17 protein-coding genes and 1 riboswitch are annotated in these 23,938 nt (G+C 72.6%); of the genes, 8 read left to right on the top strand and 9 right to left on the bottom strand.

What is annotated here, in order from left to right; translation table 11 throughout:
- Positions 1-128: 128 nt before the first annotated feature.
- The 4 genes from IE263_RS48300 to IE263_RS07385 all read right to left on the bottom strand — a co-directional run bounded on the left by IE263_RS48300 (position 129) and on the right by IE263_RS07385 (position 6,324).
- Positions 129-722 carry a hypothetical protein gene (locus IE263_RS48300; RefSeq protein WP_229910835.1) on the bottom strand — a complete coding sequence of 198 codons (594 nt, stop codon included), beginning with the start codon at positions 720-722 and terminating at the stop codon, positions 129-131.
- Positions 723-1,224: 502 nt separating this feature from the next.
- The gene (locus IE263_RS07395) at positions 1,225-2,400 is read right to left on the bottom strand and encodes a VWA domain-containing protein (protein WP_189933528.1); all 1,176 of its coding nucleotides are present in this window, start codon (positions 2,398-2,400) and stop codon (positions 1,225-1,227) included.
- The gene (locus IE263_RS07390; protein WP_189933526.1) at positions 2,397-5,048 is read right to left on the bottom strand and encodes a DUF5682 family protein; all 2,652 of its coding nucleotides are present in this window, start codon (positions 5,046-5,048) and stop codon (positions 2,397-2,399) included. Before IE263_RS07390 ends, IE263_RS07395 begins: the two co-directional genes overlap by 4 nt.
- A gap of 106 nt (positions 5,049-5,154) precedes the next feature.
- On the bottom strand, positions 5,155-6,324 hold the full coding sequence (locus IE263_RS07385; RefSeq protein ID WP_189933524.1) for an ATP-binding protein: 1,170 nt from the start codon (positions 6,322-6,324) through the stop codon (positions 5,155-5,157).
- Positions 6,325-6,469: 145 nt separating this feature from the next.
- Between IE263_RS07385 and IE263_RS07380 the strand changes: the two genes are divergently transcribed.
- Both IE263_RS07380 and IE263_RS07375 read left to right on the top strand, forming a co-directional pair.
- Positions 6,470-7,819: an SWIM zinc finger family protein gene (locus tag IE263_RS07380; protein WP_189933521.1), complete on the top strand. Its 1,350-nt coding sequence runs from the start codon at positions 6,470-6,472 to the stop codon at positions 7,817-7,819.
- Positions 7,820-8,033: 214 nt separating this feature from the next.
- Positions 8,034-9,650, top strand: coding sequence for a DUF5691 domain-containing protein (locus IE263_RS07375; RefSeq protein ID WP_189933519.1), 1,617 nt, complete (start codon positions 8,034-8,036; stop codon positions 9,648-9,650).
- A gap of 209 nt (positions 9,651-9,859) precedes the next feature.
- On the opposite strand, the gene icmB is transcribed toward IE263_RS07375, so the two are convergent.
- Complete coding sequence (icmB, locus tag IE263_RS07370; protein WP_189933517.1) at positions 9,860-10,276, bottom strand: coenzyme B12-dependent isobutyryl CoA mutase small subunit; 417 nt, start codon at positions 10,274-10,276, stop codon at positions 9,860-9,862.
- A 374-nt stretch (positions 10,277-10,650) separates the two neighbouring features.
- On the opposite strand from icmB, the gene IE263_RS07365 reads away from it, so the two are divergent.
- Together IE263_RS07365 and IE263_RS07360 are read left to right on the top strand one after the other, a co-directional pair.
- Complete coding sequence (locus tag IE263_RS07365; protein WP_189933515.1) at positions 10,651-11,523, top strand: esterase/lipase family protein; 873 nt, start codon at positions 10,651-10,653, stop codon at positions 11,521-11,523.
- Between the two features lie 265 nt (positions 11,524-11,788).
- Positions 11,789-13,324: a M23 family metallopeptidase gene (locus tag IE263_RS07360; RefSeq protein ID WP_229910834.1), complete on the top strand. Its 1,536-nt coding sequence runs from the start codon at positions 11,789-11,791 to the stop codon at positions 13,322-13,324.
- A 94-nt stretch (positions 13,325-13,418) separates the two neighbouring features.
- On the opposite strand, the gene pcrA is transcribed toward IE263_RS07360, so the two are convergent.
- A complete protein-coding gene (gene pcrA / locus IE263_RS07355; RefSeq protein ID WP_189933511.1) occupies positions 13,419-15,905 on the bottom strand; it encodes a DNA helicase PcrA in 2,487 nt (828 codons plus the stop codon).
- Positions 15,906-16,373: 468 nt separating this feature from the next.
- Positions 16,374-16,534: riboswitch (cyclic di-AMP (ydaO/yuaA leader) on the top strand.
- Positions 16,535-16,542: 8 nt separating this feature from the next.
- Between pcrA and IE263_RS07350 the strand changes: the two genes are divergently transcribed.
- Positions 16,543-17,724 (top strand): C40 family peptidase, encoded by a 1,182-nt coding sequence (locus IE263_RS07350; protein ID WP_189933509.1) that lies wholly within the window; start codon positions 16,543-16,545, stop codon positions 17,722-17,724.
- A 345-nt stretch (positions 17,725-18,069) separates the two neighbouring features.
- Complete coding sequence (locus tag IE263_RS07345; RefSeq protein WP_189933506.1) at positions 18,070-19,044, top strand: tellurite resistance/C4-dicarboxylate transporter family protein; 975 nt, start codon at positions 18,070-18,072, stop codon at positions 19,042-19,044.
- Here the strand turns inward: IE263_RS07345 and IE263_RS07340 are convergent.
- Positions 19,022-19,375 (bottom strand): hypothetical protein, encoded by a 354-nt coding sequence (locus IE263_RS07340; RefSeq protein ID WP_189933504.1) that lies wholly within the window; start codon positions 19,373-19,375, stop codon positions 19,022-19,024. The genes IE263_RS07345 and IE263_RS07340 overlap by 23 nt on opposite strands.
- A 480-nt stretch (positions 19,376-19,855) precedes the next feature.
- Between IE263_RS07340 and IE263_RS07335 the strand changes: the two genes are divergently transcribed.
- Complete coding sequence (locus tag IE263_RS07335) at positions 19,856-20,932, top strand: C40 family peptidase (RefSeq protein WP_189933502.1); 1,077 nt, start codon at positions 19,856-19,858, stop codon at positions 20,930-20,932.
- A gap of 114 nt (positions 20,933-21,046) precedes the next feature.
- Entirely contained in the window at positions 21,047-21,679 is a 633-nt protein-coding gene (locus tag IE263_RS07330) for a hypothetical protein (protein ID WP_189933500.1), read from the top strand.
- A gap of 69 nt (positions 21,680-21,748) precedes the next feature.
- Here IE263_RS07330 and IE263_RS07325 read toward each other — a convergent pair whose 3' ends face one another.
- Together IE263_RS07325 and IE263_RS07320 are read right to left on the bottom strand one after the other, a co-directional pair.
- On the bottom strand, positions 21,749-22,495 hold the full coding sequence (locus IE263_RS07325) for a LuxR C-terminal-related transcriptional regulator (RefSeq protein ID WP_189933498.1): 747 nt from the start codon (positions 22,493-22,495) through the stop codon (positions 21,749-21,751).
- Entirely contained in the window at positions 22,492-23,784 is a 1,293-nt protein-coding gene (locus IE263_RS07320; RefSeq protein WP_189933496.1) for an ATP-binding protein, read from the bottom strand. Before IE263_RS07320 ends, IE263_RS07325 begins: the two co-directional genes overlap by 4 nt.
- Positions 23,785-23,938: the final 154 nt, after the last annotated feature.

Genomic DNA, 23,938 nt, shown 5'->3' with positions numbered 1-23,938 from the left:
GAGGGTTCCGAGACTTCGGAAAGGCTTGGGGACATCCCGGCGCCGGAGCAGGGGGAAGGGGCTCCGGGGCGGGCGGGCAGACCTGTCTCCGCCCCCGCGCGGCAGGTCTTGGCGGGGGAAGGCCTGCCCTAGCCGGGGAAGACGAGGATGTCCCGGTACCTGTCCTGGATCTCGGCCGCGTCGGTACGCACGGCACTGCCGGGCATCAGCGACAGCGGCACCCGGTGATACGGCGTCACGGCGTGCGCGTCACCGTGCCGCGACGTTCCGCTGTCCACCACCGGCGCGTTGCCCAGCACACCGTCCGGATCACCGGCGGGCGCCCGATGCGCGGGCGCATGACGGACCTGCGCGGCGGCCCGGTGTCCGACGCCGTCCGCCGCCACGCCTGCCCCGGTCTGCCTCCCGGCACCCCACGGCCCGTACGACGACGTGGGCGCCGACGCCTCGGCGGACCCGCGCGGGTCCGCCGACGGCGTGACAGCGGCGCCCGCCTCGGGCGCCGTCAGCGTCTTGGCCGGCTGGTCCCCGGGGAGCGTCGGCAGCAACGGCAGGGACGGAGCGTCGGGCAGCCCCGGGAGGGCCGGCAGCGAGGACCACGACGGCAGCGTCGGGAGGCTCGGCAACGAGGACGCGGGCGGCGCATCCACCTGAGCCTTCGCCCGCTCCTCGGTCACCGTCTCCACGAGCGCACCGGCCGACCGCACGACCTTGTCACCCACGGGAACCGCGGAAGCCTGCCAGGCCGGCGGAACCGAGAGAGCCGACTTGGCCGGGGCGGCGGGTGACTGCGAGGCCGGTGTGGACGCGGAGGTCGATTCCGTTGCGGTTGCGGTTGCGGATCGGGACGCCGGTGCCGTCAGGGACTCCGATGCCGGTGCGGTCACGGACGTCGATGCCGGGGCCGGGGCCGGTGCCGATGCGGGTGCTGGGGCCGACAGGGAAGTCGCCGTGGACGTCGACACCCCGTCCGCCGCCTGCGCCTGCCCTCCGAAGAGGACCCCGAGCGCGAACAACCCGCCCAGCAGCAGCGCGCCTTGGAGCGTACGCCGCCCGGCCGCCGTGCGCAGGACGCGCAGAGCGGCACCGGAAAGAGCGGCGGGCCAGGCCAAGAGGGAGGAACCTCCGTGCGACGAACAAGGCGAATCGAGGCGCGTCGATCCTTGCACGCGAGTCCCGAGGTTGCGCAAGCCCCCCACTACCGATGGGCAGTCATGTCCCGTTTCACCGATCCCTGTCCGGTATGGGAAGCGGACGTTTCTCGATCGCCGCCGCCATCACCTCCGGAAAGAGATCGGGCGTGCAGGCGAACGCCGGTGCGTCCAGCGCCGCGAGCGCGGCCGCGTGCTCCCGGTCGTAGGCGGGCGCCCCTTCGTCCGACAGCGCGAGCAGCGTGACGAACTGCACTCCCGACGCCTTCATCGCCGCGACCCGCTTCAGCATCTCGTTCCGTATGCCACCCTCGTACAGGTCGCTGATCAGCACGACCACCGTCTCCGCGGGCCGGGTGATCTGCGACTGGCAGTACGCGAGCGCCCGGTTGATGTCGGTACCGCCGCCGAGTTGGGTGCCGAACAGGACGTCCACCGGGTCGTCGAGCTGGTCGGTGAGGTCGACGACCGCCGTGTCGAAGACGACGAGTCGCGTGCTGATCGACCGCATCGACGCCAGCACCGCCCCGAACACGGAGGCGTAGACGACCGAGGCCGCCATCGACCCCGACTGGTCGATGCAGAGAATCACCTCCTTCTTCACCGACTGTGACGCCCGCCCGTACCCGACGAGCCGCTCCGGCACGACCGTCCCGTACTCGGGCAGGTAGTGCTTGAGGTTGGCGGCGATGGTGCGGTTCCAGTCGATGTCGTGGTGGCGGGGGCGGGAGATGCGCGCGCTGCGGTCGAGAGCACCGGTGAGAGTGGCCCGGGTGCGGGTGGCGAGCCGCTTCTCCAGGTCCTCGACGACCTTGCGCACAACCGCCCGTGCCGTCTCCTTCGTCGTCTCCGGCATCGCCTTGTTGAGCGAGAGCAACGTGCCGACGAGGTGCACATCGGCCTCGACCGCCTCCAGCATCTCCGGCTCCAGCAGCAGCGTGGACAGCCCGAGCCGGTCGATGGCGTCCCGCTGCATGACCTGCACGACGGAGGAGGGGAAGTACGTCCGGATGTCCCCGAGCCACCGCGCCACCGACGGCGCCGACGCCCCGAGCCCCGCCGAACGGTCCCGTCCCGTCCGCGCTCTGTCCCCCTTCCCGTAGAGCGCGGCGAGCGTCCCGTCCATGGCGGCGTCCTGCCCGGACAGCGCACACCCGGTGCCGTCCGCCTCGTCACCCCCGAGCACGAGCCGCCATCGCCGCAGCCGCTCCTGCGCCGGGTCCGTCGCCGCGGCCGGATCGGTCGTCATCTCCCCACCCCCGCAAGGTCGTTGTCGTCTCGCCGGTCGATGTCGTCACGCCGCTCGCTGTTGTCCCGCGGGTCGGAGTCGGGCCGCCGCTCCCCTTCCGGGTGGAGCCCCAGCAGCAGCCGCACCACGGGCAGAACGGCGTCGGCACGCCCCGCGTCCAGTTCGTCCGCGAACCCGGCTCTCCCGGCACCGGCCCCCGCCGCACTCCCCCGCTCCCCGGGCCCCCGTCGCACCAGCTCCCCGAGTGTTCTGCGCACCCCCGTCTCGTACGCCGAGAACGTCCGCCGCAGCAGCGGCAGTACGTCCGTGAACGCCTCCGCCGGCACCCCCGTCAGCCACCCGTCGACCAAGCCGAGCAGCCGTTCGTCGTGCACGAGGAGCAGCCCGCCCCCGGCGCCGCCGCCGACGAAGCCCTCGATCCAGGCGGCCGCGTCCCCCGGCGGCGTCCCGGGCGACAAGGCGAGCCCCATGAGCCGCGCCGCCTCGTCCCCGTCCAGCTCCCCCTCGTCCAGCAGCAACCGCACCGCCCGCCCCCGGATGACACCCGACACGGCGTCCCGCACGGACAGCACCCGCAGCACGCCCCGCCAGCGCCCCCGCAGATCACCGTGCCGCAGATCACCGTGCTGCGGTACGGAGCTGCCGTCGCCCGGATCCCCGCGCTCCTCCCCCGAATGTCCGCGCCCCGCTTCCTGACCCCCACCCCCCTCTTCCAGATCTCCGCTTCCCTCCCCCCAATCTCCGCGCCCCGCTTCCGGACCCCCACCGCCGTCTTCCAGATCTCCGCTTCCCTGTCCGGAAACGCCCCCCGCCCCCCGCTGCTCCTCCCTCTGCCCGACCGCCTCCTCCCCCTGCCCGACCGCCTCCTCCAGCAGTCCCACCGCCCCGTGCACCGCGTCCACATGGCCGCGCATCTCCTGGGCCGCGTCGGCGTCCAGCGCGGCGCAGGCCGGGGGCAGGCCGACGAAGACCCGCTCGGCGAGGCCCGCGGCGACGTCGGCGAGGGCGCCGGTGTCGGTGCCGCGCACGTCGCCGTAGCGCAGGGAGCGGACCAGGGCGGGCAGGGCCTGGGCGAGATGGCCGACGTCGGTGTCGAGCGCCGCGCGGTCGGCGAGGACCCGCATCACCGTCGGCAGCGCGTCCGGCAGGCCGGCCAGGAGGCAGCGCTCGGCGAGCGCGGTCACCTCGGCGAGGCCGCTCGCGGCGACGGCCTCCGCCTCCGCCTTGGCGGTCGCGGCGGCGAGCACGGTCGTCCCCCACACGCCGGCCTCGGCCACCCGCACGGCCAGCTCCGGCTCCCAGCGCAGCCGCCATGTCTCCCGGAAGGTCCCCGTGCTGCCGCGCGAGGCGACCGGTTCGCCCCACTCGACGTGCAGCAGCCGCAGCCGGTGCAGCAGCCTGCTGCGCTCGGCGTCGTTCTCCTTGCGCAGGTCGAGCTCGACTTCCCGCTCCAGCGCCTCCGGTTTGAGCCGCAATCGGCGCTGCAGCCGGTCGAGGTCGCGCTGCAACGGCACCGCGGGCACGGTGGCCGGCACCTCTCCCAGCACCTCCCCGACGACCAGCCGGTCGTGCACCAGCGCCAGCGGCACGTCCGAGCCCTCGCACAGCACCGCCCGTACGGCGTCCGTCGTCTCACCCAGGCCGGGCAGTGGCCGCCCGCGCAGTGCGGCGAGCGTCTCGGCCAGCCGTACCGCCTCGATGACGTGTGCCGAGGACACGATCCGGTCCTCCTCGCGGAGCAGGCCCGCCACCTTGGTCAGCCACCGCTCGACCGGCCGGTCCGGCGCGGCGAACAGATGCCCGTACCAGCCCGGCGACTCGATCCCGGCGCCGTACCCCCCGGCCCGCGCCAGCCTGCGGTATGTCCATGGCACCCACGTCAGGTCGGCCTTGACCTTCGGCAGCCCTTTCAGCAGCGCCCGGTCGGCCGCGACAGCGGTCCTGCGCCGCAGCGCGGGCACATGCCAGGCCCCGCACACCACGGCCACGCCGGCGTCCCCGAACTCCCGTTGTGCCGCCCGCATCCGGAGCCGCATGTACGCCTCCCGCACGGGGTCGCGGTCGCTGCCCGCGTCGCCGTACGTCTCCCGCAGGGCCCCCATCGCCTCCTCCAGCGCGGCGAAGGGCGCGAACGGGTCCCGCTGCCCCGCGCCCCGGTGCTCGACGACGTCCTCCCACCAGCGCTCGGGGTCGTCGTGACCGGCGGCGCCGGCGAGCGCGGCGAGGGGATCGACACGGAGATCGCCGGCCGCCGGCTCCGCCTCGGCGCCCGTGCTCTCGCCCCTTTCCCACGCCAGCGTGTGCGTGGCCGGCAGGTCGATGAAGCGGACCGGAACCCCGTGCTCCAAGGCCCACCGGATGGCGACCCACTCCGGCGAGAACTCGGCCATCGGCCAGAACGCCGACCTCCCCGGCTCGTCCACGGCGTGGGCGAGGAGCGCGACCGGCGGCCGCATGTCCTCGTCGGCGGCCAGCGGAACGAGCACGTCGGCCTCCGGCGGCCCCTCGATCAGCACGATCCGGGGCCGCGCCGCCTCCAACGCCGCCCGCACCGCCCGCGCCGACCCCGGCCCGTGATGCCGCACGCCGAGCAGCAGCGGCTGCTGCACGGCGGGCTTCAGGCCGCCACTCACCTCCCCGTCGGTCATCCCGTCCCCCCTCGCCTACGGGTCCATGTCGTGTCGTCGTCCCCCGGCGCGTACCGTGCCCGGCGCGCCACCGCCCCGTACTCCCCCTGGTTGCCCTCGACCCCGGTCACGCGCTCACCTCCCGGCAGGCCCGGTAGAAGTCCGTCCAGCCGTCCCGCTCGCGGACCACCGCCTCCAGGTACTCCTGCCACACCACCCGGTCGGCGGCCGGGTCCCGGACGACGGCGCCGAGGATTCCGGCCGCGACGTCGCCCGGCCGCAGCACACCGTCGCCGAAGTGCGCCGCCAGGGCGAGCCCGTGGGTGACGACGGAGATCGCCTCCGCCGTCGACAGCGTGCCGCTCGGCGACTTCACCTTCGTCCGGCCGTCGGACGTGATCCCGTCGCGGAGCTCACGGAAGACGGTGACGACGCGGCGGATCTCGTCGATGCCGTCGGGTCCGGCCGGCAGGTCGAGGGAGCGGCCGATCTGGTCGACGCGCCGCGCGACGATGTCGACCTCGGCCTCGACGCTCTCCGGCAGCGGCAGCACCACCGTGTTGAAGCGGCGGCGCAGCGCGCTCGACAGCTCGTTGACCCCGCGGTCGCGATCGTTGGCGGTGGCGATCAGGTTGAAGCCGCGGACGGCCTGTACCTCCTGCCCCAACTCCGGTATCGGCAGCGTCTTCTCCGACAGGATGGTGATGAGGGTGTCCTGCACATCGGCCGGGACACGGGTCAGCTCCTCGACGCGCGCCGTCATCCCCTGCGCCATGGCCCGCATGACGGGGCTGGGCACCAGCGCGTCGCGGCTCGGCCCGTGCGCGAGCAGCTGCGCGTAGTTCCAGCCGTAGCGGATCGCCTCCTCCGGTGTGCCCGCCGTGCCCTGCACCAGCAGGGTGGAGTCACCGCTGACGGCCGCGGCCAGGTGCTCGGAGACCCAGGTCTTGGCGGTGCCGGGCACGCCGAGCAGCAGCAGGGCACGGTCGGTGGCGAGCGTGGAGACGGCGACCTCGACGATGCGGCGCGGGCCGACGTACTTCGGCGTGATCACGGTGCCGTCCGGCAGGGTTCCGCCGAGGAGGTATGTGGCGACCGCCCACGGCGACAGCTTCCAGCGGTCGGGGCGCGGGCGGTCGTCCTGGGCGGCCAGCGCGGCGAGTTCGCCGGCGAAGGCGTCCTCGGCGTGCGGCCGCAGCGCCTCCTGCGCGGACGACTCGGTCACAGGCGTCTCGTTCGCGGGCGCGGAGTGGTGCTGGCTCGGTTCGGCGGACGTCGGTTCAGCGGTGACGGACATGGCTGAGGCCCCCTCCAGCTCGGCCGGTTCGGATCTGGTGTCCACCCTGCACCACACCACTGACAATCCACTCTGACCTGCGAAAACGTGCTCACGTCGGCGATCGCGGGGCCGATTGTCAGTGGGGGGATCTACCGTCGACGACATGACTCAGCAGGGGGTGCGCTGGACCACGGACCAGGTGCTGGCACTGGCGCCTGACGCCGTGTCACGCAAAGCGGGAAGCAAACTCGGCACGGCCGGTCCGTGGTCCGAGACGGGGAGTTCCGACGAGGGGACGGTGTGGGGGCTGTGCAAGGGCAGCGGCACCAAGCCGTATCAGACGGTCGTCGACGTCGCGGACGCCTCGGGCCCGGCGTACAAGTGCAGTTGTCCGAGCCGCAAGTTCCCGTGCAAGCACGCGCTCGGGCTGCTGCTGCTCTGGTCGGGCGGGGAGGTGGCGGTGCCGGCCGGACAGGCACCGGACTGGGCCGAACAGTGGATCGCGGGACGGCGCGGGCGGACTCAGGAGAAGCAGACGACTGGCCCTCAGGGTGCGGGGGCCGCTGACCCGGAGGCGGCGCGCCGAAGAGCGGAGCGCCGCGCCGAGCGGGTCACAGCCGGAGCGACGGAGCTGGAGCAGCGTCTCGCCGACCTCCTGCGGTCCGGCCTGGCCACGGCCGAGCAGGCGGGGTACGGACTGTGGGAGGAGACGGCGGCCCGCATGGTCGACGCCCAGGCACCCGGACTGGCCGCCCGCGTCCGGGAGTTGGGGGCGATCCCGTCCTCCGGCCCCGGCTGGCCGGTGCGCCTGCTGGAGGAGTGCGCGCTGCTCCACCTCCTCGACCAGGGCTGGCTGCACCGCGAGCATCTGCCGCCCGCCCTGGCGGCGACGGTCCGCACCCGCATCGGGCTGCCCACGTCACCGGACGGCCCGCCCCTGCGCGACGACTGGCTGGTCCTCGCCCAGTACGACACGGCCGACCCGAAACTGACGACCCGCCGCATCTGGCTCCACGGCACGGCCTCCGGCCGCACGGCTCTCCTCCTCTCCTACGGCGCCGCCGGCCGCGCCCCCGAGCTCGCGCTCCCGGTCGGCCTGACCCTGGACGCGGAGGTGACCGCCTACCCGGGCGCCGGGCAGCAGCGGGCCTCCCTCGGTGAGCAGTTCGCCCCACCCGCCCCCACGAGCACCCGCCCCCCGGGCGTGACGACGACCGAGGCGGCCGCCCGCTACGGCGCCGCCCTCCGCGAGGACCCCTGGCTGGAGTCCGTCCCCATCACCCTGGACGCCGTCATACCGACCCCGGACGGCACCGCCTGGCAACTGGCGGACGCCGAAGAAGACACCGCCCTCCCCCTCAGCCCGACCGCCACCTCACGCCCCGGTCTGTGGCGCCTGATCGCCCTCTCGGGCGGCACCCCAATCAAGGTCTTCGGCGAGCACGGCCACCGAGGCTTCACCCCCCTCACAGCCTGGCCCACAGGCCCCGGAGAGGCGGTACGACTGTGCTGAGGGCCCGTTCCTCCTCCATGCCGACCGCGCCGGGCCGCGACGGCTCACCCGCCCCACGGATCGCCCGACACGAAACCCGACCGGTCCAACCGGCCCCACGGCCGACGGCCGCGACGGCGCCCTGCCCGCCCACCCGTGCGCCCGCCCGAGCCGTCATCTCACCCACCCCGGCACATCCGACGGAAGACGCCCCCACGGGACGGAAGGGAACCTCATGACCGGCACCCCGCCCCCCGCCGCCCCGCCGCCCGCCTGGGAGGACCTGGTCACCGCGGCCCTCCTCGGCACGGACCGGCGTACGCCCCCGGGAGCGCCCCCGGGCCGGACCGCACCGGCGGCCCTCCTGGACGCGGCGGCCGCCGAGACCGTACGGCGTCGGGCCGGTCTGCGCCCGGGGCGGGCGGCGCCCCGGCCGGAACCGGCGCCCGAGGACCCGCGCCCGGCTCTGCCCGCCGCCGCGGTCCGCAGGCTCGGGCTGCTGCTGGCCGACCGCCCCGGCTCCGGGGGAAGCGGCCGCAGGGGCACCGCACCGGACCTCATGGAGTTGCTGCCGCAGTGGCTGGCGGCGGCGAACTCCCGCGGTTTCGCCGCGCCCGCCGAGGCCCTGCCCGCGCTGCTCGACGCGGCCCGGGGACGGACGGACCTGCGCCCGGCGGCGCTGGAGTTCGCCGGCCCGCGCGCCCTGTGGCTGGCCAGGCTCAACCCGGACTGGCGTTTCGCCCTGCGCGCGACCCCGGGCGGAGGCGCGGTGCTGCCCGGCCCGGAGGAGACCGACCGGATCAACCAGCTCTGGCAGGAGGGTCTGTTCGCCGAGCGGGTCGCCCTGCTCGCGGCGGTACGGTCCCGCGATCCTGACGCCGCCCGCGAGCTGCTCGCGACGACTTGGCCGACGGAGCGCGCCGAGGACCGGCTGATGTTCCTCGACTCGCTACGCACCGGCCTCGGCCCCCGCGACGAGCCGCTCCTGGAACAGGCCCTGGCCGACCGCAGCCGCAACGTCCGGGCCACCGCGGCGGAGTTGCTGTCGGCGCTGCCCGGCTCGGCGCTCGCCGCGCGGATGGCGGTGCGGGCCGGCGCGTGCGTGGCCGTCGACCACACACAGGACACGCCGACGCTCGTCGTGGAGGCGCCGCACGAGTGCGACGCGGCCATGGAGCGCGACGGCGTGGTGCCCAAGGCACCGTCCGGTCGAGGCGAACGGTCGTGGTGGTTCGGCCAGTTGGTGGAGGCGGCCCCGCTCGCAAGCTGGCAGGCGCGCCTGGGCGGCCGTACACCGCAGGAGATCGTCGCGTTGCCGGTGGCCGACGACTGGCTGAGCGAACTGCACGCGGCCTGGTGCCGGGCCGCCGTACGGCAGCGGGACGCCGACTGGTCGCGGGCGCTGCTCGGGGTGCCGTCGGCACCCGAGGCGGGCGGCCCGGGCGCGGTCTCCCTCGCCGAGCGGGCCAAGCTGCTCGGCACGCTGCCGGCGGGCGAACGGGCCGAGTGGGTGGCCGGGTTCATCGCGGCCCACGGTCTGTCGGAGGCGTTCCAGCTGCTCGGGGTGTGCGCGGTGCCGTGGGCCCCGCCGCTCGGCCGGTCCGTGGTCGACGCGCTCAACATCGCGCGGGACGCGGGAAGTTACCCGTGGAGCTTCAGCGGAGTGATGGGTCTGGCCGAACGCTGCCTCGACCCCGCCGAGGCAGGCCGCCTCGACGCCCTGCTGGCGATACCGGACGAACCGGAGGACGCGTCCCCCGGAGCCGGCGGCTACTGGGCGGAGGCATTCCAGCGACTGGGCACGACGCTGCGGTTGCGGGCGGTGATGAGTGAGGAGCTGGGGGCTTCGTAGACCGGTCTTTCCGGACCGGCATCCCTGGACCGCGTTTCTGGACCAGGCTTCGGAGCAGTGGGTGGAGATCCCGCTGCCTGCAAGCGCCGATCAGGGCGATCCAGCCCGTCCGGCGTTTGAGGACGAGGCCCGTTCAGGGCCGCACGGGGGTCTGGGGGCAGAGCCCCCGGGGCCGGTCACCCCAGACCACCCGCACAACGCCCCGCGGCTCAAGCCTCCGCAGGCTGCCGTACGTTCGCCCGGACCCACTCCACGATCGAAGCCGTCGTCGCCCCCGGGGTGAAGATCTCCGCGACCCCCTTCTCCTTCAGCGGCGGAATGTCCGCCTCGGGGATGATCCCCCCGCCGAAGACGAGGATGTCCGCCGCGTCCCGCTCCTTGAGGAGCTCGATCACGGCGGCGAAGAGCGTGTTGTGCGCCCCGGAGAGGATGGACAGACCGATCGCGTCGGCGTCCTCCTGGATCGCGGTGTCGACGATCTGCTCGGGGGTCTGGTGAAGCCCCGTGTAGATGACCTCCATGCCGGCGTCGCGCAGCGCCCGCGCGATCACCTTGGCCCCACGATCGTGGCCGTCGAGCCCCGGCTTGGCCACCACCACGCGGATCGGACCGGCTGCCACACCCATCACTGCCTCCATGAAGCGATTACATCCATCCGTACCGATTCCCTGCGTACCGAGAGGTACCACCACACCGGCCGGGGGAAGTGAACGAACGTTATCGCCAGCATCCCGCAACCGGCAGTTTTACGGCGCGGACCGAGGGGGAAATCACACAGTGGGACACATTCACCACGCGCGGTTCCTTCTCCCCACAGGGGGTACTCGGGGGGAGCTCGCGCAAACGGGAGCCGCAACGAGGTCGCCGCACCGCCGCGTCGCAGGCCGCGCGCCGTGGTGGTGCGGCGCATCGGCACAGGCAGCCGGCCTCCTCAGCCGCGACTTCCACGAGGGCACACGGGGGACAGAGGCGTCCCCGGCGTGCCGACAGGAGGTCGGCCATGCAGGTCACGCGGATGTTGCAGCCTTTCTTCCCGTTCTGTCAGCGTCTGCTGCCAACCAAGCTGGCCGGGCTCTCCGTGAACCTCCTGAAGGCGACGGCCCTGGACATCGCGATCCTCGCGTGGCACCTGCTCCTGTATCCCTCCGGCATCGCCCAGGAGCGCCGCGGCCCGGCCGTTCCCGCGCTCCCCGCCGCGGACGGCACCGAGGACCCGGCGCAGCTGCCCACGCAGGCCCCACCCCCCGTTGTCCTGCTGCACGGCTTCATCGACAACCGTTCCGTCTTCGTCCTGCTGCGCCGCAGCCTCTCCCAGCACGGCCGGCATCGAGTGGAGTCACTCAACTACTCCCCGCTGATCTGCGACATCCGCGTCGCGGCCGAACTGCTGGGCCGGCACATCGAGGAGATCTGCGAGCGCACCGGCAGCACCCAGGTCGACGTCGTCGGGCACAGCCTCGGCGGCCTGATCGCCCGGTACTACGTACAGCGGCTGGGCGGTGACGCCCGCGTACGGACGCTGGTCACGCTCGGCACCCCGCACGCGGGCACCCGGGTGGCCCCCCTGGCGAACGCGCACCCCATCGTGCGCCAGATGCGCCCCGACTCGGAGGTCATCGAGGAGCTGTCCCAGCCCGCACCCGGTTGCCGTACGCACTTCGTCAGCTTCTGGAGCGACCTCGACCACCTGATGAACCCGCTGGAGACCGCCCGCCTCGACCACCCCGACCTGATGGCACAGAGCGTGCAGGTGAGCGGGATCGGCCACCTCGCCCTGCCCGTGCACCCGACCGTCGCGACCGGTATAAGGCAGGCCCTCGACGCCGAGTGGGCGGGTACCGCCGCGCACACCGACGACCTGACGGTGGCCTGAGACCCGACCGGACCCCACGTGCGCCGCCCGCACAGCGGTCCTCGCAGCGCCTCCACAGTGGCCCGACAACGCCTCGACAGCCCTCCACCATCGAACACTCTTCGAACATAGGGCCAAAACCCGCGCCCGCCCTCCCCCGAAACAGGGCCGAATGCCCCTTTCCCGCGGGCACGAAACCTGCGGAAGATTGTCGTGCCCGCGTACCGCCGGGTACAGTCACCGCACTGCTCTGGCAGCCCCTGTTGTCGAGGCGAGAGAGAAGTTGGTGAACGACCGTCACCCGTCGGGGACTCTGACCACCCCGACCTCGGCTTCCGACGCCGAACCGGCGCACTACGCGTCGTACGGCTCCCAGGAAGCCCCGTACGGCGACTCCACCACGTACCCGGCCTACGACACCGGCACACACACCACCGACCACTTCACGGCCGACCCCCTCTTCGGCGACCTCCCCGGCGACGGCACGTCGACGGGTGCGTACGGCACCGGGCAGTGGTCCACGGACGGTCATCAGACCCTGAACTACGACCCGTACGCGGCCCAGCACCACGCCACCTATGACACGGGCGCGTACGACGCCACCGCCTGGGCCGCGGAGCACCAGCAACTGTCGGCCATTCCGCACCAGAACACGGTGATGGACACCAGCGGGCAGTGGGACGCGAGCGCCTGGCTGCAGCCCGACCAGTCCGGCGGTGCCGCCGACCAGACGCAGCAGTGGGAATGGGGTACGCAGGCCTTCGACACCGGGGCCTACGACGCCACACAGTGGAACTCCGACGGCGGCGACGCCGCCACGCCCGGCTCGGACGAGTACGCGCAGCAGCAGACCGAGCTGCCCTTCGACCAGCAGGCCACCACCACCTTCGAGCAAGTCGTCTTCGACCAGGCCACGTTCGACCAGGCCGCCTACGACGAGCCCGGCGGGTACGAGGAACACTCCGCGGACGAGGACGAGTCGGCCGCCACCGGTGAGTCGGCCGCCGACTCCCCGCTCCCCCTCCTCGACGACCAGGAGGAAGCCGCCCCGGCCCCCACCTCGCGCGTGGCCGCCCGCAACGCGAACCGCTCCCGGCGCCGCGTGCCCGCGAGGCGCTCCGCGCTGCTGACGGTGGCCGTGCCCTCGGCCTGCGTCATGGGCGTCGCCGGCATCGCCGCCGCCTCTGTCGGCACCCTGACCGGCGACGACAAGGACACCTCGGCCACCGCCTCGGACGCGCAGGCGGTGAAACCGTCCACCGCCAACAACAAGCTGGACGCCCAGCTCCAGACCCTCACCGCCGAGGCCGACGACTTCGCCGACCGGGCCAGCCGTACGCAGGAACGTATCGACCTCAAGGCGCAGCAGGAAGCCGAGAGGAAGAAGGCGCTGGCGGAGGCGGCCCGCAAGGAGCGACTGCGCCCCAAGTACGCCCTGCCGGTCGCCGCGCACGGACTCAGCGCCTACTACGGCCAGGCCGGCATCAACTGGATGTCCACGCACACCGGCATCGACTTCCCGGTCTCCTACGGAACCACGGTCATGGCCGCGACCGACGGCACCGTCCGCACGCAGTGGAACAGCGCCTACGGCAACATGATGATCGTGACGGCGAAGGACGGCACGGAGACCTGGTACTGCCACCTGTCCAGCTACCGCGTCGCCTCCGGTACGACGGTGAAGGCCGGCGAGCCGATCGCGTACTCCGGGAACTCCGGCAACTCGACCGGCCCGCACCTGCACTTCGAGGTCCGGCCCGGCGGAAACTCGTCGATCGACCCGCTGTCGTGGCTGCGCAGCCACGGTCTCGACCCGACGTAGATCCCGATCCCCTCGCGAGCCCCCGCTGTTGAGCGGGGGCTCACTTCACGGGCCGCACCTCATGAGCTCTTCATGAGCCCTCGGCGTCCGAGTGCTACAGCTTCTCCACCGGCGCGTACCGCAGCAGCAGCCGCTTCGGCTTGGTGTCGCCGAAGTCGATCGTCGCCTCGGCGTTGGCGCCCGTGCCCTTCACCGCGACGACCGTGCCGAGCCCGAACTGGTCGTGTGTGACGCGGTCGCCGACGGCCAGCGAGACGACCGGCTTCTCCGAGGTCCGCCGCGTGGCGAAGCCGGACGCACCCGACGCCGAGGAGCGCGAGCGGGACGAGGACAGCGAGGCCGCCACCCCGGACGCCGGACCGGAGGACACGGGCGAGGTCGCCCCCGTCCGCTTCCAGTCGACATGCGTCGCCGGGATCTCCTCCAGGAATCGCGAGGGCGGGTTGTACGACGGCTGCCCCCACGCGCTGCGCATCGCGGACCGCGTCAGATAGAGCCGCTCCCGCGCGCGCGTGATGCCGACGTAGGCCAGGCGGCGCTCCTCCTCCAGCTCCTTGGTCTGGCCGAGGGCGCGCATGTGCGGGAAGACGCCGTCCTCCATGCCGGTCAGGAACACGACCGGGAACTCGAGGCCCTTGGCGGTGTGGAGGGTCATGAGCGTGATGACGCCCGAGCCGTCCTCCTCCTCGTCGGGGATCTGGTCGGAGTCGGCGACGAGCGCGACCCGCTCCAGGAAGTCGGAGAGCGAGCCGGACGCCTCGCCCGCACCCGACTCCTGCTCGAACTCCAGGGCCACGGCGGCGAGTTCCTGGAGGTTCTCGATACGGGTCTCGTCCTGCGGGTCGGTCGAGGCCTGCAGCTCGGCGAGGTAACCGGTGCGTTCGAGCACCGCCTCCAGGACCGTCGCCGGTCCGGCGCCCGACTCGACGATCGTGCGCAGCTCCTCCATCAGCGTGTTGAACCGCTTCACGGCGTTGGTCGACCGCGCCGCCATGCCGTACGCCTCGTCCACGCGCTTCAGGGCCTGCGGGAAGCTGATCTTCTCGCGCTGGGAGAGCGCGTCGATCATCGCCTCGGCGCGCTCGCCGATGCCCCGCTTGGGCACGTTGAGGATGCGGCGCAGCGGGACCGAGTCCTCCGGGTTGGCGAGGACGCGCAGGTAGGCCAGGACGTCCCGGACCTCCTTGCGCTCGTAGAAGCGGACGCCGCCGACGACCTTGTAGGGCAGGCCGACGCGGATGAAGACCTCTTCGAAGACACGGGACTGGGCGTTGGTGCGGTAGAAGACGGCGACGTCGCCCGCCTTCGCCTCGCCCGCGTCCGTCAGGCGGTCTATCTCGTCGGCGACGAACTGCGCCTCGTCGTGCTCGGTGTCGGCGACATAGCCGGTGATGCGCGCGCCCGCGCCCGCGTTGGTCCACAGGTTCTTCGGGCGGCGGGACTCGTTGCGCTCGATGACCGCGTTGGCGGCGGACAGGATCGTCTGCGTGGAGCGGTAGTTCTGCTCCAGCAGGATCGTCGTCGCGTCCGGGTAGTCCTCCTCGAACTGGAGGATGTTGCGGATCGTCGCGCCGCGGAAGGCGTAGATCGACTGGTCGGCGTCACCCACGACGCACAGCTCGGCCGGCGGGACGTCGTCCTCGCCGGGCGGTACGTCGACGGGGTGCTCGGAGGTGCCGACGAGCTCGCGGACGAGGGCGTACTGGGCGTGGTTGGTGTCCTGGTACTCGTCGACCAGGACGTGCCGGAAGCGGCGGCGGTAGTGCTCGGCGACGTCGGGGAACGCGCGCAGCAGGTTGACCGTCGTCATGATCAGGTCGTCGAAGTCGAGGGCGTTCGCCTCGCGCAGGCGCGACTGGTACAGGGCGTAGGCCTGGGCGAGGGTCTTCTCGAAGCCGTCGGCGGCCTGGGCGGCGAAGTCCTCCTCGTCGATCAGCTCGTTCTTGAGGTTGCTGATCTTGGCGCTGAAGGACTTCGGCGGGAAGCGCTTGGGGTCGAGGTCCAGGTCCCGGCAGACCAGGGCCATGAGGCGCTTGCTGTCGGCGGCGTCGTAGATCGAGAACGACGACGTGAAACCGAGCTTCTTGCTCTCGCGCCGGAGGATGCGCACGCACGCGCTGTGGAAGGTCATCACCCACATCGCGTTCGCGCGCGGGCCGACGAGCTGCTCGACGCGCTCCTTCATCTCGCCCGCGGCCTTGTTGGTGAAGGTGATCGCGAGGATCTGGCCGGGGTGGACATGGCGCTCGGCGAGGAGGTGGGCGATGCGGTGGGTGAGCACGCGCGTCTTGCCGGAGCCGGCGCCGGCGACGATGAGCAGGGGGGCGCCGGAGTGGACGACGGCGGCGCGCTGGTTGTCGTTCAGCCCCTCCAGGAGCGCCGCCGGGTCGATCGCCGGGCGCGGGGCGCCGTCGCGGTAGTAGGCGTCCCGGTCCGGAGGCACGTCGAACTTCCCGCCGAACAGATCGTCCGGAAGCGACTCCGGAGCGTGATCGTCCTCGGGCGGCGGCGGAGGTTCCTCCTCGTGGCCACGCGGGGCCTGGAGGTCCGCCAGGAAGCTGTCGTCAAAGAGGCTGCTCATCGCTCTCCGAGTCTAGGGGCCCTCACTGACAACCCGCCGCCGTCCCGAGAACATCCCGGATTCAGTGGCCGATCAGAACCCGGTGATCTTCCGGAGCCGGGCGCCCGGAGTCCGCTCACCGTGCAGAACCGGCCCGTCGCGCGCCGTGACCGACCGGGCCGGGACCTGGACCGCGCCGTGGAGGCCGAGGGCACGGGAGGCCTGCACGGCGTCGCGCTTGTCATGGTCGGGGACGATCCAGTCGACAGCCCCGAAAGAGGGCAGAGGGCGTCACACAGGCGAACGCGCATAAATCGCCGTAGATCGCTGCGGATCGGCAACGGTACGCAAAGCCCTGACCGAAGGTCACGAAAATGTATCGGGCATATCACCCATCAACCTTCACAGAGGCCACACCAGTTGGCTACCGTGCCGGGCAGGCCGTACGACCCCCACCGGCGAACCTCGCCGGGCCGCGCGGCCTCCGCCGAGTCCGGCGCGCCCCCTCGCGGCAGCCGGAGCCGGGGACCCACCGAGACCTTGGGGTGAATCGGCCCGACTCCCCTTCGGGGACGAGGCCGTAGGGCAACCCTTCCGAACCACCCGCCCGAACCCGACAGCTAACCCGGTAGGCGGAACATGGAAGGAGTCGCCTCCCTTGGCGTCGCAGCACCGCAAGCCACGCCCCTCGGGTACGCGCGTAGCAGGCATACGCACGCCCGCCCTGGCCACCGCCGCCCTCACCTCGATGGCCCTGCTCTCCCAGACGGCCAACGCCGCGCCCTCCGCCGACGACAAGCCGAGTCTGGAGGAGGTCGAGAAGAAGGTCGACGACCTCTATCGCCAGGCGGAGACAGCGACCGAGCAGTACAACGCCGCCAAGGAGAAGACGACCAAGCAGCGCAAGCGCGTCGACGCCCTCCTCGACAACGTCGCGCAGCGCGCCCAGAAGCTCAACGAAGCACGGGAGCAGCTGGGTTCCTTCGCCGCCGCCCAGTACCGCACCGGAGCCTCCGCGCCCGACACGGCGACCTTCCTGCTCGCGGACTCCCCGCAGGACTACTTCGACCAGACCCAGCTGATGGGGCGTCTGACGGACCGCCAGAAGGGCGCGGTCGACGACTACTTCACCGAGCAGTCGGAGACGATGAAGAAGCGCCAGGAGGCCACGCAGAGCCTCGAGACGCTCACCGACTCGCAGAACGACCTGAAGACCGCCAAGGCCACCGTCCAGAAGAAGCTCAGCGCCGCACGCACGCTGCTGTCGCAGCTGACGGCGGAGGAGAAGGCGCGGCTCGCCGCCATCGAGAAGGAGAAGCAGCAGGAGGCCGCCCGCAAGGCGGCGGAACTGGCGAAGCAGCAGCAGGCGGCGGAGGCTGCGCAGGCGGCGGCCGCGCAGCAGGAGAGCAGCACCTCTTCGAGCGCGGACACGTCCTCGTCGTCGCCCTCCTCGTCCACCCCCGCCACGGACACCTCGTACACCACGAAGGCGGAGAAGGCGCTGGCCTTCGCCCGCGCGCAGATCGGCAAGCCGTACGTCTGGGGCGCCACCGGCCCCGAGTCCTACGACTGCTCCGGCCTCACCCAGGCCGCCTGGAAGGCCGCCGGCGTCACCCTCCCGCGCACCACCTACGACCAGGTGAACGCCGGCACCACCGTCTCCCTCGCCGACGCTCTCCCGGGCGACCTGATCTTCTTCTACGACGACGTCACCCACGTCGGCATCTACATCGGCAACGGCATGATGATCCACGCCCCGAAGCCGGGCGCGTACGTGCGCGAGGAGTCGGTGTACTACGACGGCGAGTCGTCGATCCACAGCGTGGTGCGCCCGGCCTGAGGGTCGGCCGGCGCCGGGCGGTCGTCGCGCCGTGTCGGTGGAGGGGCACGCGCGCGCGTGGGCGGGGTGGCTCCGGTGCGGCAGGGGCTGCCGCGCGCGGCGCGCGCCCCCTCCACGCGCCCCTCACCCTCACCCCCTCCACGCGCCCCTCACCCGCGCCCGGCGCCCGCCCCCGCAGTGCACCACCGGCGCCTGCAGCTCCTGCCCGCACCGGCGCACTCCACCCCGCCCCCGCTGACACCACTCACCCCACGCCCTCTTCACTGTCCTGCGCCCGCGCGTATTTCCTCACCCCCGCGCGCGTGCCCCCGCGCAAGCCGTCCCGGGCTCCTTAGCATCGGCCGTATGCCCGGCTCTTCCCCCTTTCGCACCTGGTGGGCGCGGCGTACGCCGGCGGCCGGGGCCGCTGTCCTGGCGAGCGGCATCGTGTCGGTCGGCCTGCATCTGGCGGGGTACGAGGTTTTGTCCCGCATCGCGCTGGCGCTGACGGCCGCCGCCTGGGTGGCGCTGGCGGCTGACTTCGTCGTACGGCTGCTGGGAGAGCGCGAGCGGTGGTGGACCGTGGCGGGTACGCCGGAGGCGCTCACGGCCGTCGCGGCGACCACTGTGCTCGGCACGCGGATCTCCGCGCTCGGCCGGCAGCAGCTCGCCGGGGCGCTGCTGGCGCTTGCGGCGGTGCTGTGGCCCGTGCTGCTGGTGGACGTCGTGCGACATTGGCGACGGCGCATGTCCGGGGCGGTGTTCCTGTGTTGTGTGGCCACACAGGGGCTGGCCGTGCTGGGGGCGACCCTTGCCCGGGCCGAGGGAGCGGCCTGGCTCGCGCACACCGCGCTCGTGCTGTTCTGGCTCGGCCTGGTGCTGTACGGCTTCGCGCTGCCCCGTTTCGACCTGCGGCAGGTGGCCGGGGGCGCCGGGGACCACTGGGTTGCGGGCGGCGCGCTCGCCATCTCGGCGCTGGCGGGGTCGAGGCTCCTCACGGCCGACGACGGCGGCCTGTACCTGTGGAACGAGGACGACAGCGGCGCCCTGCGCACGATGACCGTGGCGCTGCTGATCCTCGACCTGAGCTGGTACGCCGTACTGCTCGTGGCCGAGGTGCGGTGGCCGCGGCCGCGCTACGACGTGCGGCGCTGGGCGACGGTGTTCGCGATGGGGATGACGGCGGCGGGAACGCTGTCCGTCGCCGCCGCCGTCGGCGTCCCGTGGCTGGAAGGGCCCGGGCTGGCGCTGCTGTGGGTCGCCGTGGCGGCATGGTCGGCCGTCGCCGCGGGAGCGCTCGTGGCGACCCGCGCGTCCATCAGGTCCAGAGGACCGCGATGAAGATGTTGGCCACGGTCAGCAGGCCGACCAGCCCGAACAGGGGCTTCTCCACCTTCTCGTCGTCCCGCTTCACGTAGACCAGGCCGAGGATCACGATCAGCAGGGCCAGCTTCACGCCGATCTTGATGTTGTTGACCTCCTGGTCGTCCGCCTGGTTGAGGCCCACCAGGATCACGCCGGTGACCAGCATCGTCGCCGCGCCGTGCAGCATGGCGGGGACGAAGCGGGCCGTGCCCTGGCCCATCGCCTTCATCTGCGTGAGGAAGCCGCCCAGGAGCGCGGCGATGCCGATGATGTGCAGGCCGACGAAGAGATGGATGAGTACGCCCATGGAGCCGGATGCTAATCAGCCGCTCGGAGGCCACCCGACACCGGCCCACCTTCTGTGACGGCGGTCGCATATATGCGCCCCATAGCACTCTGCTGCTCCGGCATGTCCGGTTTCCGCCGCATCGGTCAGCGTGCCGCCCGAAGCCGACGCCTCCGGACCGGATCGACGACCACATCCGGTCACCTGTCAGCCCGCTCGCGTCACTTCCGCACATCGCGTTACCGACCCGACACGGACGGGCCTAGCGTCCTCCCCCAGGTGACCGGCTCCCCACCGCCGCCCGGGCCAGGGGCGGCAGTCGGGCACCACCGCCGAGAAAGTCCGGCGGCGGCCCTCTCCCCTGTGCGGGCCGCCGCCGGGCGCGTCAGCCGCTCCCCGCGGCCGTACGTCCGTCCGCTTCCCCGGCGGGCCCGGGCCCCCGCCCGGCCGCCTGATGGCCGTACCGACGAGGCGGTCGGACGAAAGGACGTGCAGTCCCACGTGCCAGCGCACCGCAAGCCCCGACAGCGCTCGCTCGGCGGCCACACCGTCCGCACGGCGGCCACGATCGCCCTCGCCGGCGCGGCGGGCACGACGGCCTTCGACGGAACCGGACACGCCGAGCCGAAGCCCACGCCGGCGCAGGTGAAGGCCAAGGTGGACAAGCTGTACCAGGAGGCGGAGGCCGCCACCGAGAAGTACAACGGCGCGCAGGAGAAGGCGACGGCGGCCGAAAAGCGGCTGAAGGCCCTGCGCGACGAGGCCGCACGCAAGGAGGCACGGCTCAACTCGGCGCGGGAGGCGCTGGGTTCGATGGCTGCGGCGCAGTACCGCAACGGTGGGCTCGACCCCGCGATGCAGTTGGCGCTCTCCGACGACCCCGACCAGTACCTCGACGGCGCCGCCTTCGCCGAACGCGCCGGCGACCGCCAGTCCGCCGCCGTCGCCCGCGTCCGCAGACAACTGCGGGAGATCGAGCAACTGCGCGGCGCCGCCCGCGTCGAACTGACCTCCCTCCAGACGCGTCAGGCGGAACTGAAGCGGCACAAGAAGACGATCACCGGCAAGCTGGACGCCGCCCGCCGTCTGCTGTCCCGACTGACGGCTCAGGAGCGAGCCCGGCTCGCGGGAAGAGCGGGCGGCGAGACGGGCATCACGCACGCCTCGCGGGCCTCGACGGGCGCCCGCGACGCCCTCCAGGCTCCTGGCTCCGCGACCGCCACCCCCAACTCCCGTGCCGCGGCGGCCGTTTCCTACGCCTACTCCAAACTCGGCAGCCCCTATGTGTGGGGCGCGACCGGCCCGAACGCCTTCGACTGCTCGGGCCTCGTCCTGGCCGCATACCGCTCCGCGGGCGTCTCCCTTCCCCGCACGACATACGCCCAGATCGACGCCGGCCGACGCGTCTCCCGCGACGAACTCCGCCCGGGCGACCTGGTGTTCTTCTACTCCGGCATCACCCACGTGGGGATCTACATCGGTGACGGCAGGATGATCCACGCCCCCAACCCGTCGGCCCCGGTGCGCGTGGCACCACTCGACGAGATGCCGTACGCGGGGGCGACCCGGGTGGTGTGAACACCCCTGCCGGGGCAACCAGGGCATGGACATGCGACACGGTAGGTTCAGCGCGCGGCAACGGCACGCCGTCGTCCGTCGTCGCTTCCTCCCCTTCCGCCCGAAAGAGCCCCGATGTCCCGCGTCACGCTCCCTCCTCCTCCACCTCCGCCGCACATCCGCACCTGGCCGGACCGGTCGGCACTGCTGGCCGACCGGCAGCGGGCGTTGGACGAACTGCACCGGCGCAGCCTCGGTGTGCACCGGGTGCTCCTGCTGTGGCTGCAGGCACTCGCGGCGGTCATCGGATGGTCTCTGCTGGTCCTGCCGGTGCAGCAGTTCGAGGAGAAGGACCCGACGGCGTTTCTCCTCGGCCCGGTCTTCGCGCTCCTCGGCCTCGCCGCGCTCGCCCCGTCCGTCGTGGCCGTCGTCCTCGCCATCCGCCGCGACCACCAGATACGGCAACTCATCGACGCCTGGCTCGCCTTGGACAGCCACCCCCTGTCCGACGCCCGGCTGCGCTCCCCCGGCCTCAGCCTCTTCTGGCTGCTGTCCTCCCTCACTGTCGCCGCGATCGGCCTGTGGGCGTCCTTCGCGGCCGTGGCCGGCGCACGACCCGGCCGTTCGACGTACGCCGAAGTCGCCCTCGGCATGGGCATCGGCATGATCCTGTGGCTGACGGGCCTGATCGGCGTGGTGAAGGCGGTACGGCACTACCGGTGGGCACTGCGGGCGTTGGGACCGGCGCCGACGGCGGGGCACCGATGAGCGACCGGCATCCGCGACCTGCGTTCCACCCGGCTCACCGAGACGGCACTCAGCGACCCGCGCCCGATGTCACACCAGCCGCCGTGCCGTCGCCCACCGCGTCAGCTCGTGCCGGTTGGACAGCTGAAGCTTGCGCAGAACCGCCGAGACATGGGACTCGACCGTCTTCACGGAGATGTACAGCTGCTTGGCGATCTCCTTGTAGGCGTAGCCACGGGCGATGAGGCGCAGGACCTCGCGCTCGCGCTGGGTGAGGCGGTCGAGGTCCTCGTCGACCGGCGGGGCGTCGGTGGAGGCGAAGGCGTCGAGGACAAAGCCGGCGAGGCGAGGCGAGAAGACGGCGTCACCCTCCTGCACACGGAAGATGGAGTCGACCAGATCGGTGCCGGTGATCGTCTTGGTGACGTAGCCCCGGGCGCCGCCGCGGATCACCCCGATCACGTCCTCCGCCGCGTCCGACACGGACAGGGCGAGGAAGCGCACGGGCTGCTCGGCGTCGGCCATCAACGCGGCGCAGCGGCGCAGCACTTCGACCCCGCCGCCGCCCGGCAGGTGCACATCGAGCAGGACGACCTCGGGTCGGGTCGCGGTGATCACCGTGACCGCCTGGTCGACGTCCGCCGCCTCGCCGACGACCTCGACGCCGGTCTCCTCGGTCCGGCCGATCTCGGCCTGGACGCCCGTACGGAACATGCGGTGGTCGTCGACCAGGACCACGCGCACATGGCGTCCGCCCGTGCCGCCGCCAAAGATCTTCGCCGGCTCGGTCGGCTCGGCCGCTCCCGCCGTTCCGTTCGTCTCGGTCGGCTCGCTCATGACGTCTTCTCCGCCCTCTCCATCTCCAGCTCGACCTCCGTGCCACCGCCCGGCACCGCCCGCAGTCGCGCGGTGCCGCCGTTGCGCTCCATGCGGCCGATGATCGATTCTCTGACGCCCATGCGGTCGGCGGGTATCGAGTCGAGGTCGAAACCGGGGCCGCGGTCCCGGACCGACACGAAGACCGTCCTTCCCTCGACTTCGGCGTAGACCTGCACGGCGCCGCCCTCGCCACCGTACTTGGCGGCGTTCACCATCGCCTCGCGCGCGGCCTGCATCTGCGCTGTTGTCCGTTCGTCGAGCGGGCAGTCGCCGACGACCACGACCTCGAGGGGGACGCCGTGCTTGTCCTCCACCTCCGCGGCGTTGCGCCGGACCGCGTCGGCGAGCGTGGTCGGTTCGTCGGCCTCGTCCTTGCCGGTGCCCTCGGGCTTGTACAACCAGGTGCGCAGGTCGCGCTCCTGGGCGCGGGCGAGGCGGCGCACCTCGTTCGCGTTCTCCGCGTTGCGCTGGATCAGGGTGAGCGTGTGCAGCACCGAGTCGTGGACGTGCGCGGCGACCTCCGCGCGCTCCTGAGCCCGGATGCGCATCAGCCGCTCCTCGGAGAGGTCCTGCGTCATGCGCACGAGATACGGCCCGGCGAGCAGCGTGATACCGACCAGGACGGCGAGGGCCGCCTGAAGGACCGAGCCGAGGTGGGCGGCGGAGCCCTGCAGGACGAAGATGCCGGAGACGCCGGCGGTGACCAGGAGGACACCTCCGCCCGCGCGCAGCAGCGTGAGCGTACGGCGTTTGCGGCCCACCTCGACCCAGCGGGCCCGGCGGGCGTTGTCCGCCTGACGCCACACGAGGGCGACGCCCGCGCCGACGAGGACGGCGGGCAGGAGATAGGCCTTGGCGCCGGTGCCCAGATTCACGTTGCCCACGAAGACCATGGCCACGACGACCATGAGGAGCAGGGCGACGATCTGGCCCTTGTCCGGTTTGCGGGCGACGAGTCTGCGGCGGCCGTCGGGCGCGGTCTCGGTGGCGACGAGGGAGGGGGGCTTATGGTCGCCGACGCCACCGATCCCGAGCGGCACGAAGAACCAGAAGGCCGCGTAGAGCAGGGCGCCGAGGCCGTCCGCCAGGAACAGGCCGACGAAGACGAGCCGCACCCAGATCACGGGCAGCCCGAGATGCCCGGCGAGCCCCCGCGCCACACCACCCAGCCAGCGTCCGTCGCTGCTGCGGTAGAGCTTGCGCGGCGGCCGCGGTTCGACGAGTGGCGCTGCTGCGGCTTCCGGCATGCCATCGATGTTCACACGGCGGCCGGGCCCGGGCATCAGGGTTTGCCCCCGAGACGCCCCTGATCTTCGACGCCCGCGCAGGTCGAACGCCTCCCGGGCGCCGGCTCAGGGCCGATATCAGGGTCCGGCCAGGGTCATTCCGACTGCCGCCGGG

Origin of the sequence: Streptomyces aurantiogriseus, from assembly GCF_014649375.1 — a bacterium.
Taxonomy (GTDB): Bacteria; Actinomycetota; Actinomycetes; order Streptomycetales; family Streptomycetaceae; genus Streptomyces; species Streptomyces aurantiogriseus.
Note: the sequence above shows the minus strand (reverse complement) of the source record. Positions and strands in the feature narration are given on the sequence as shown.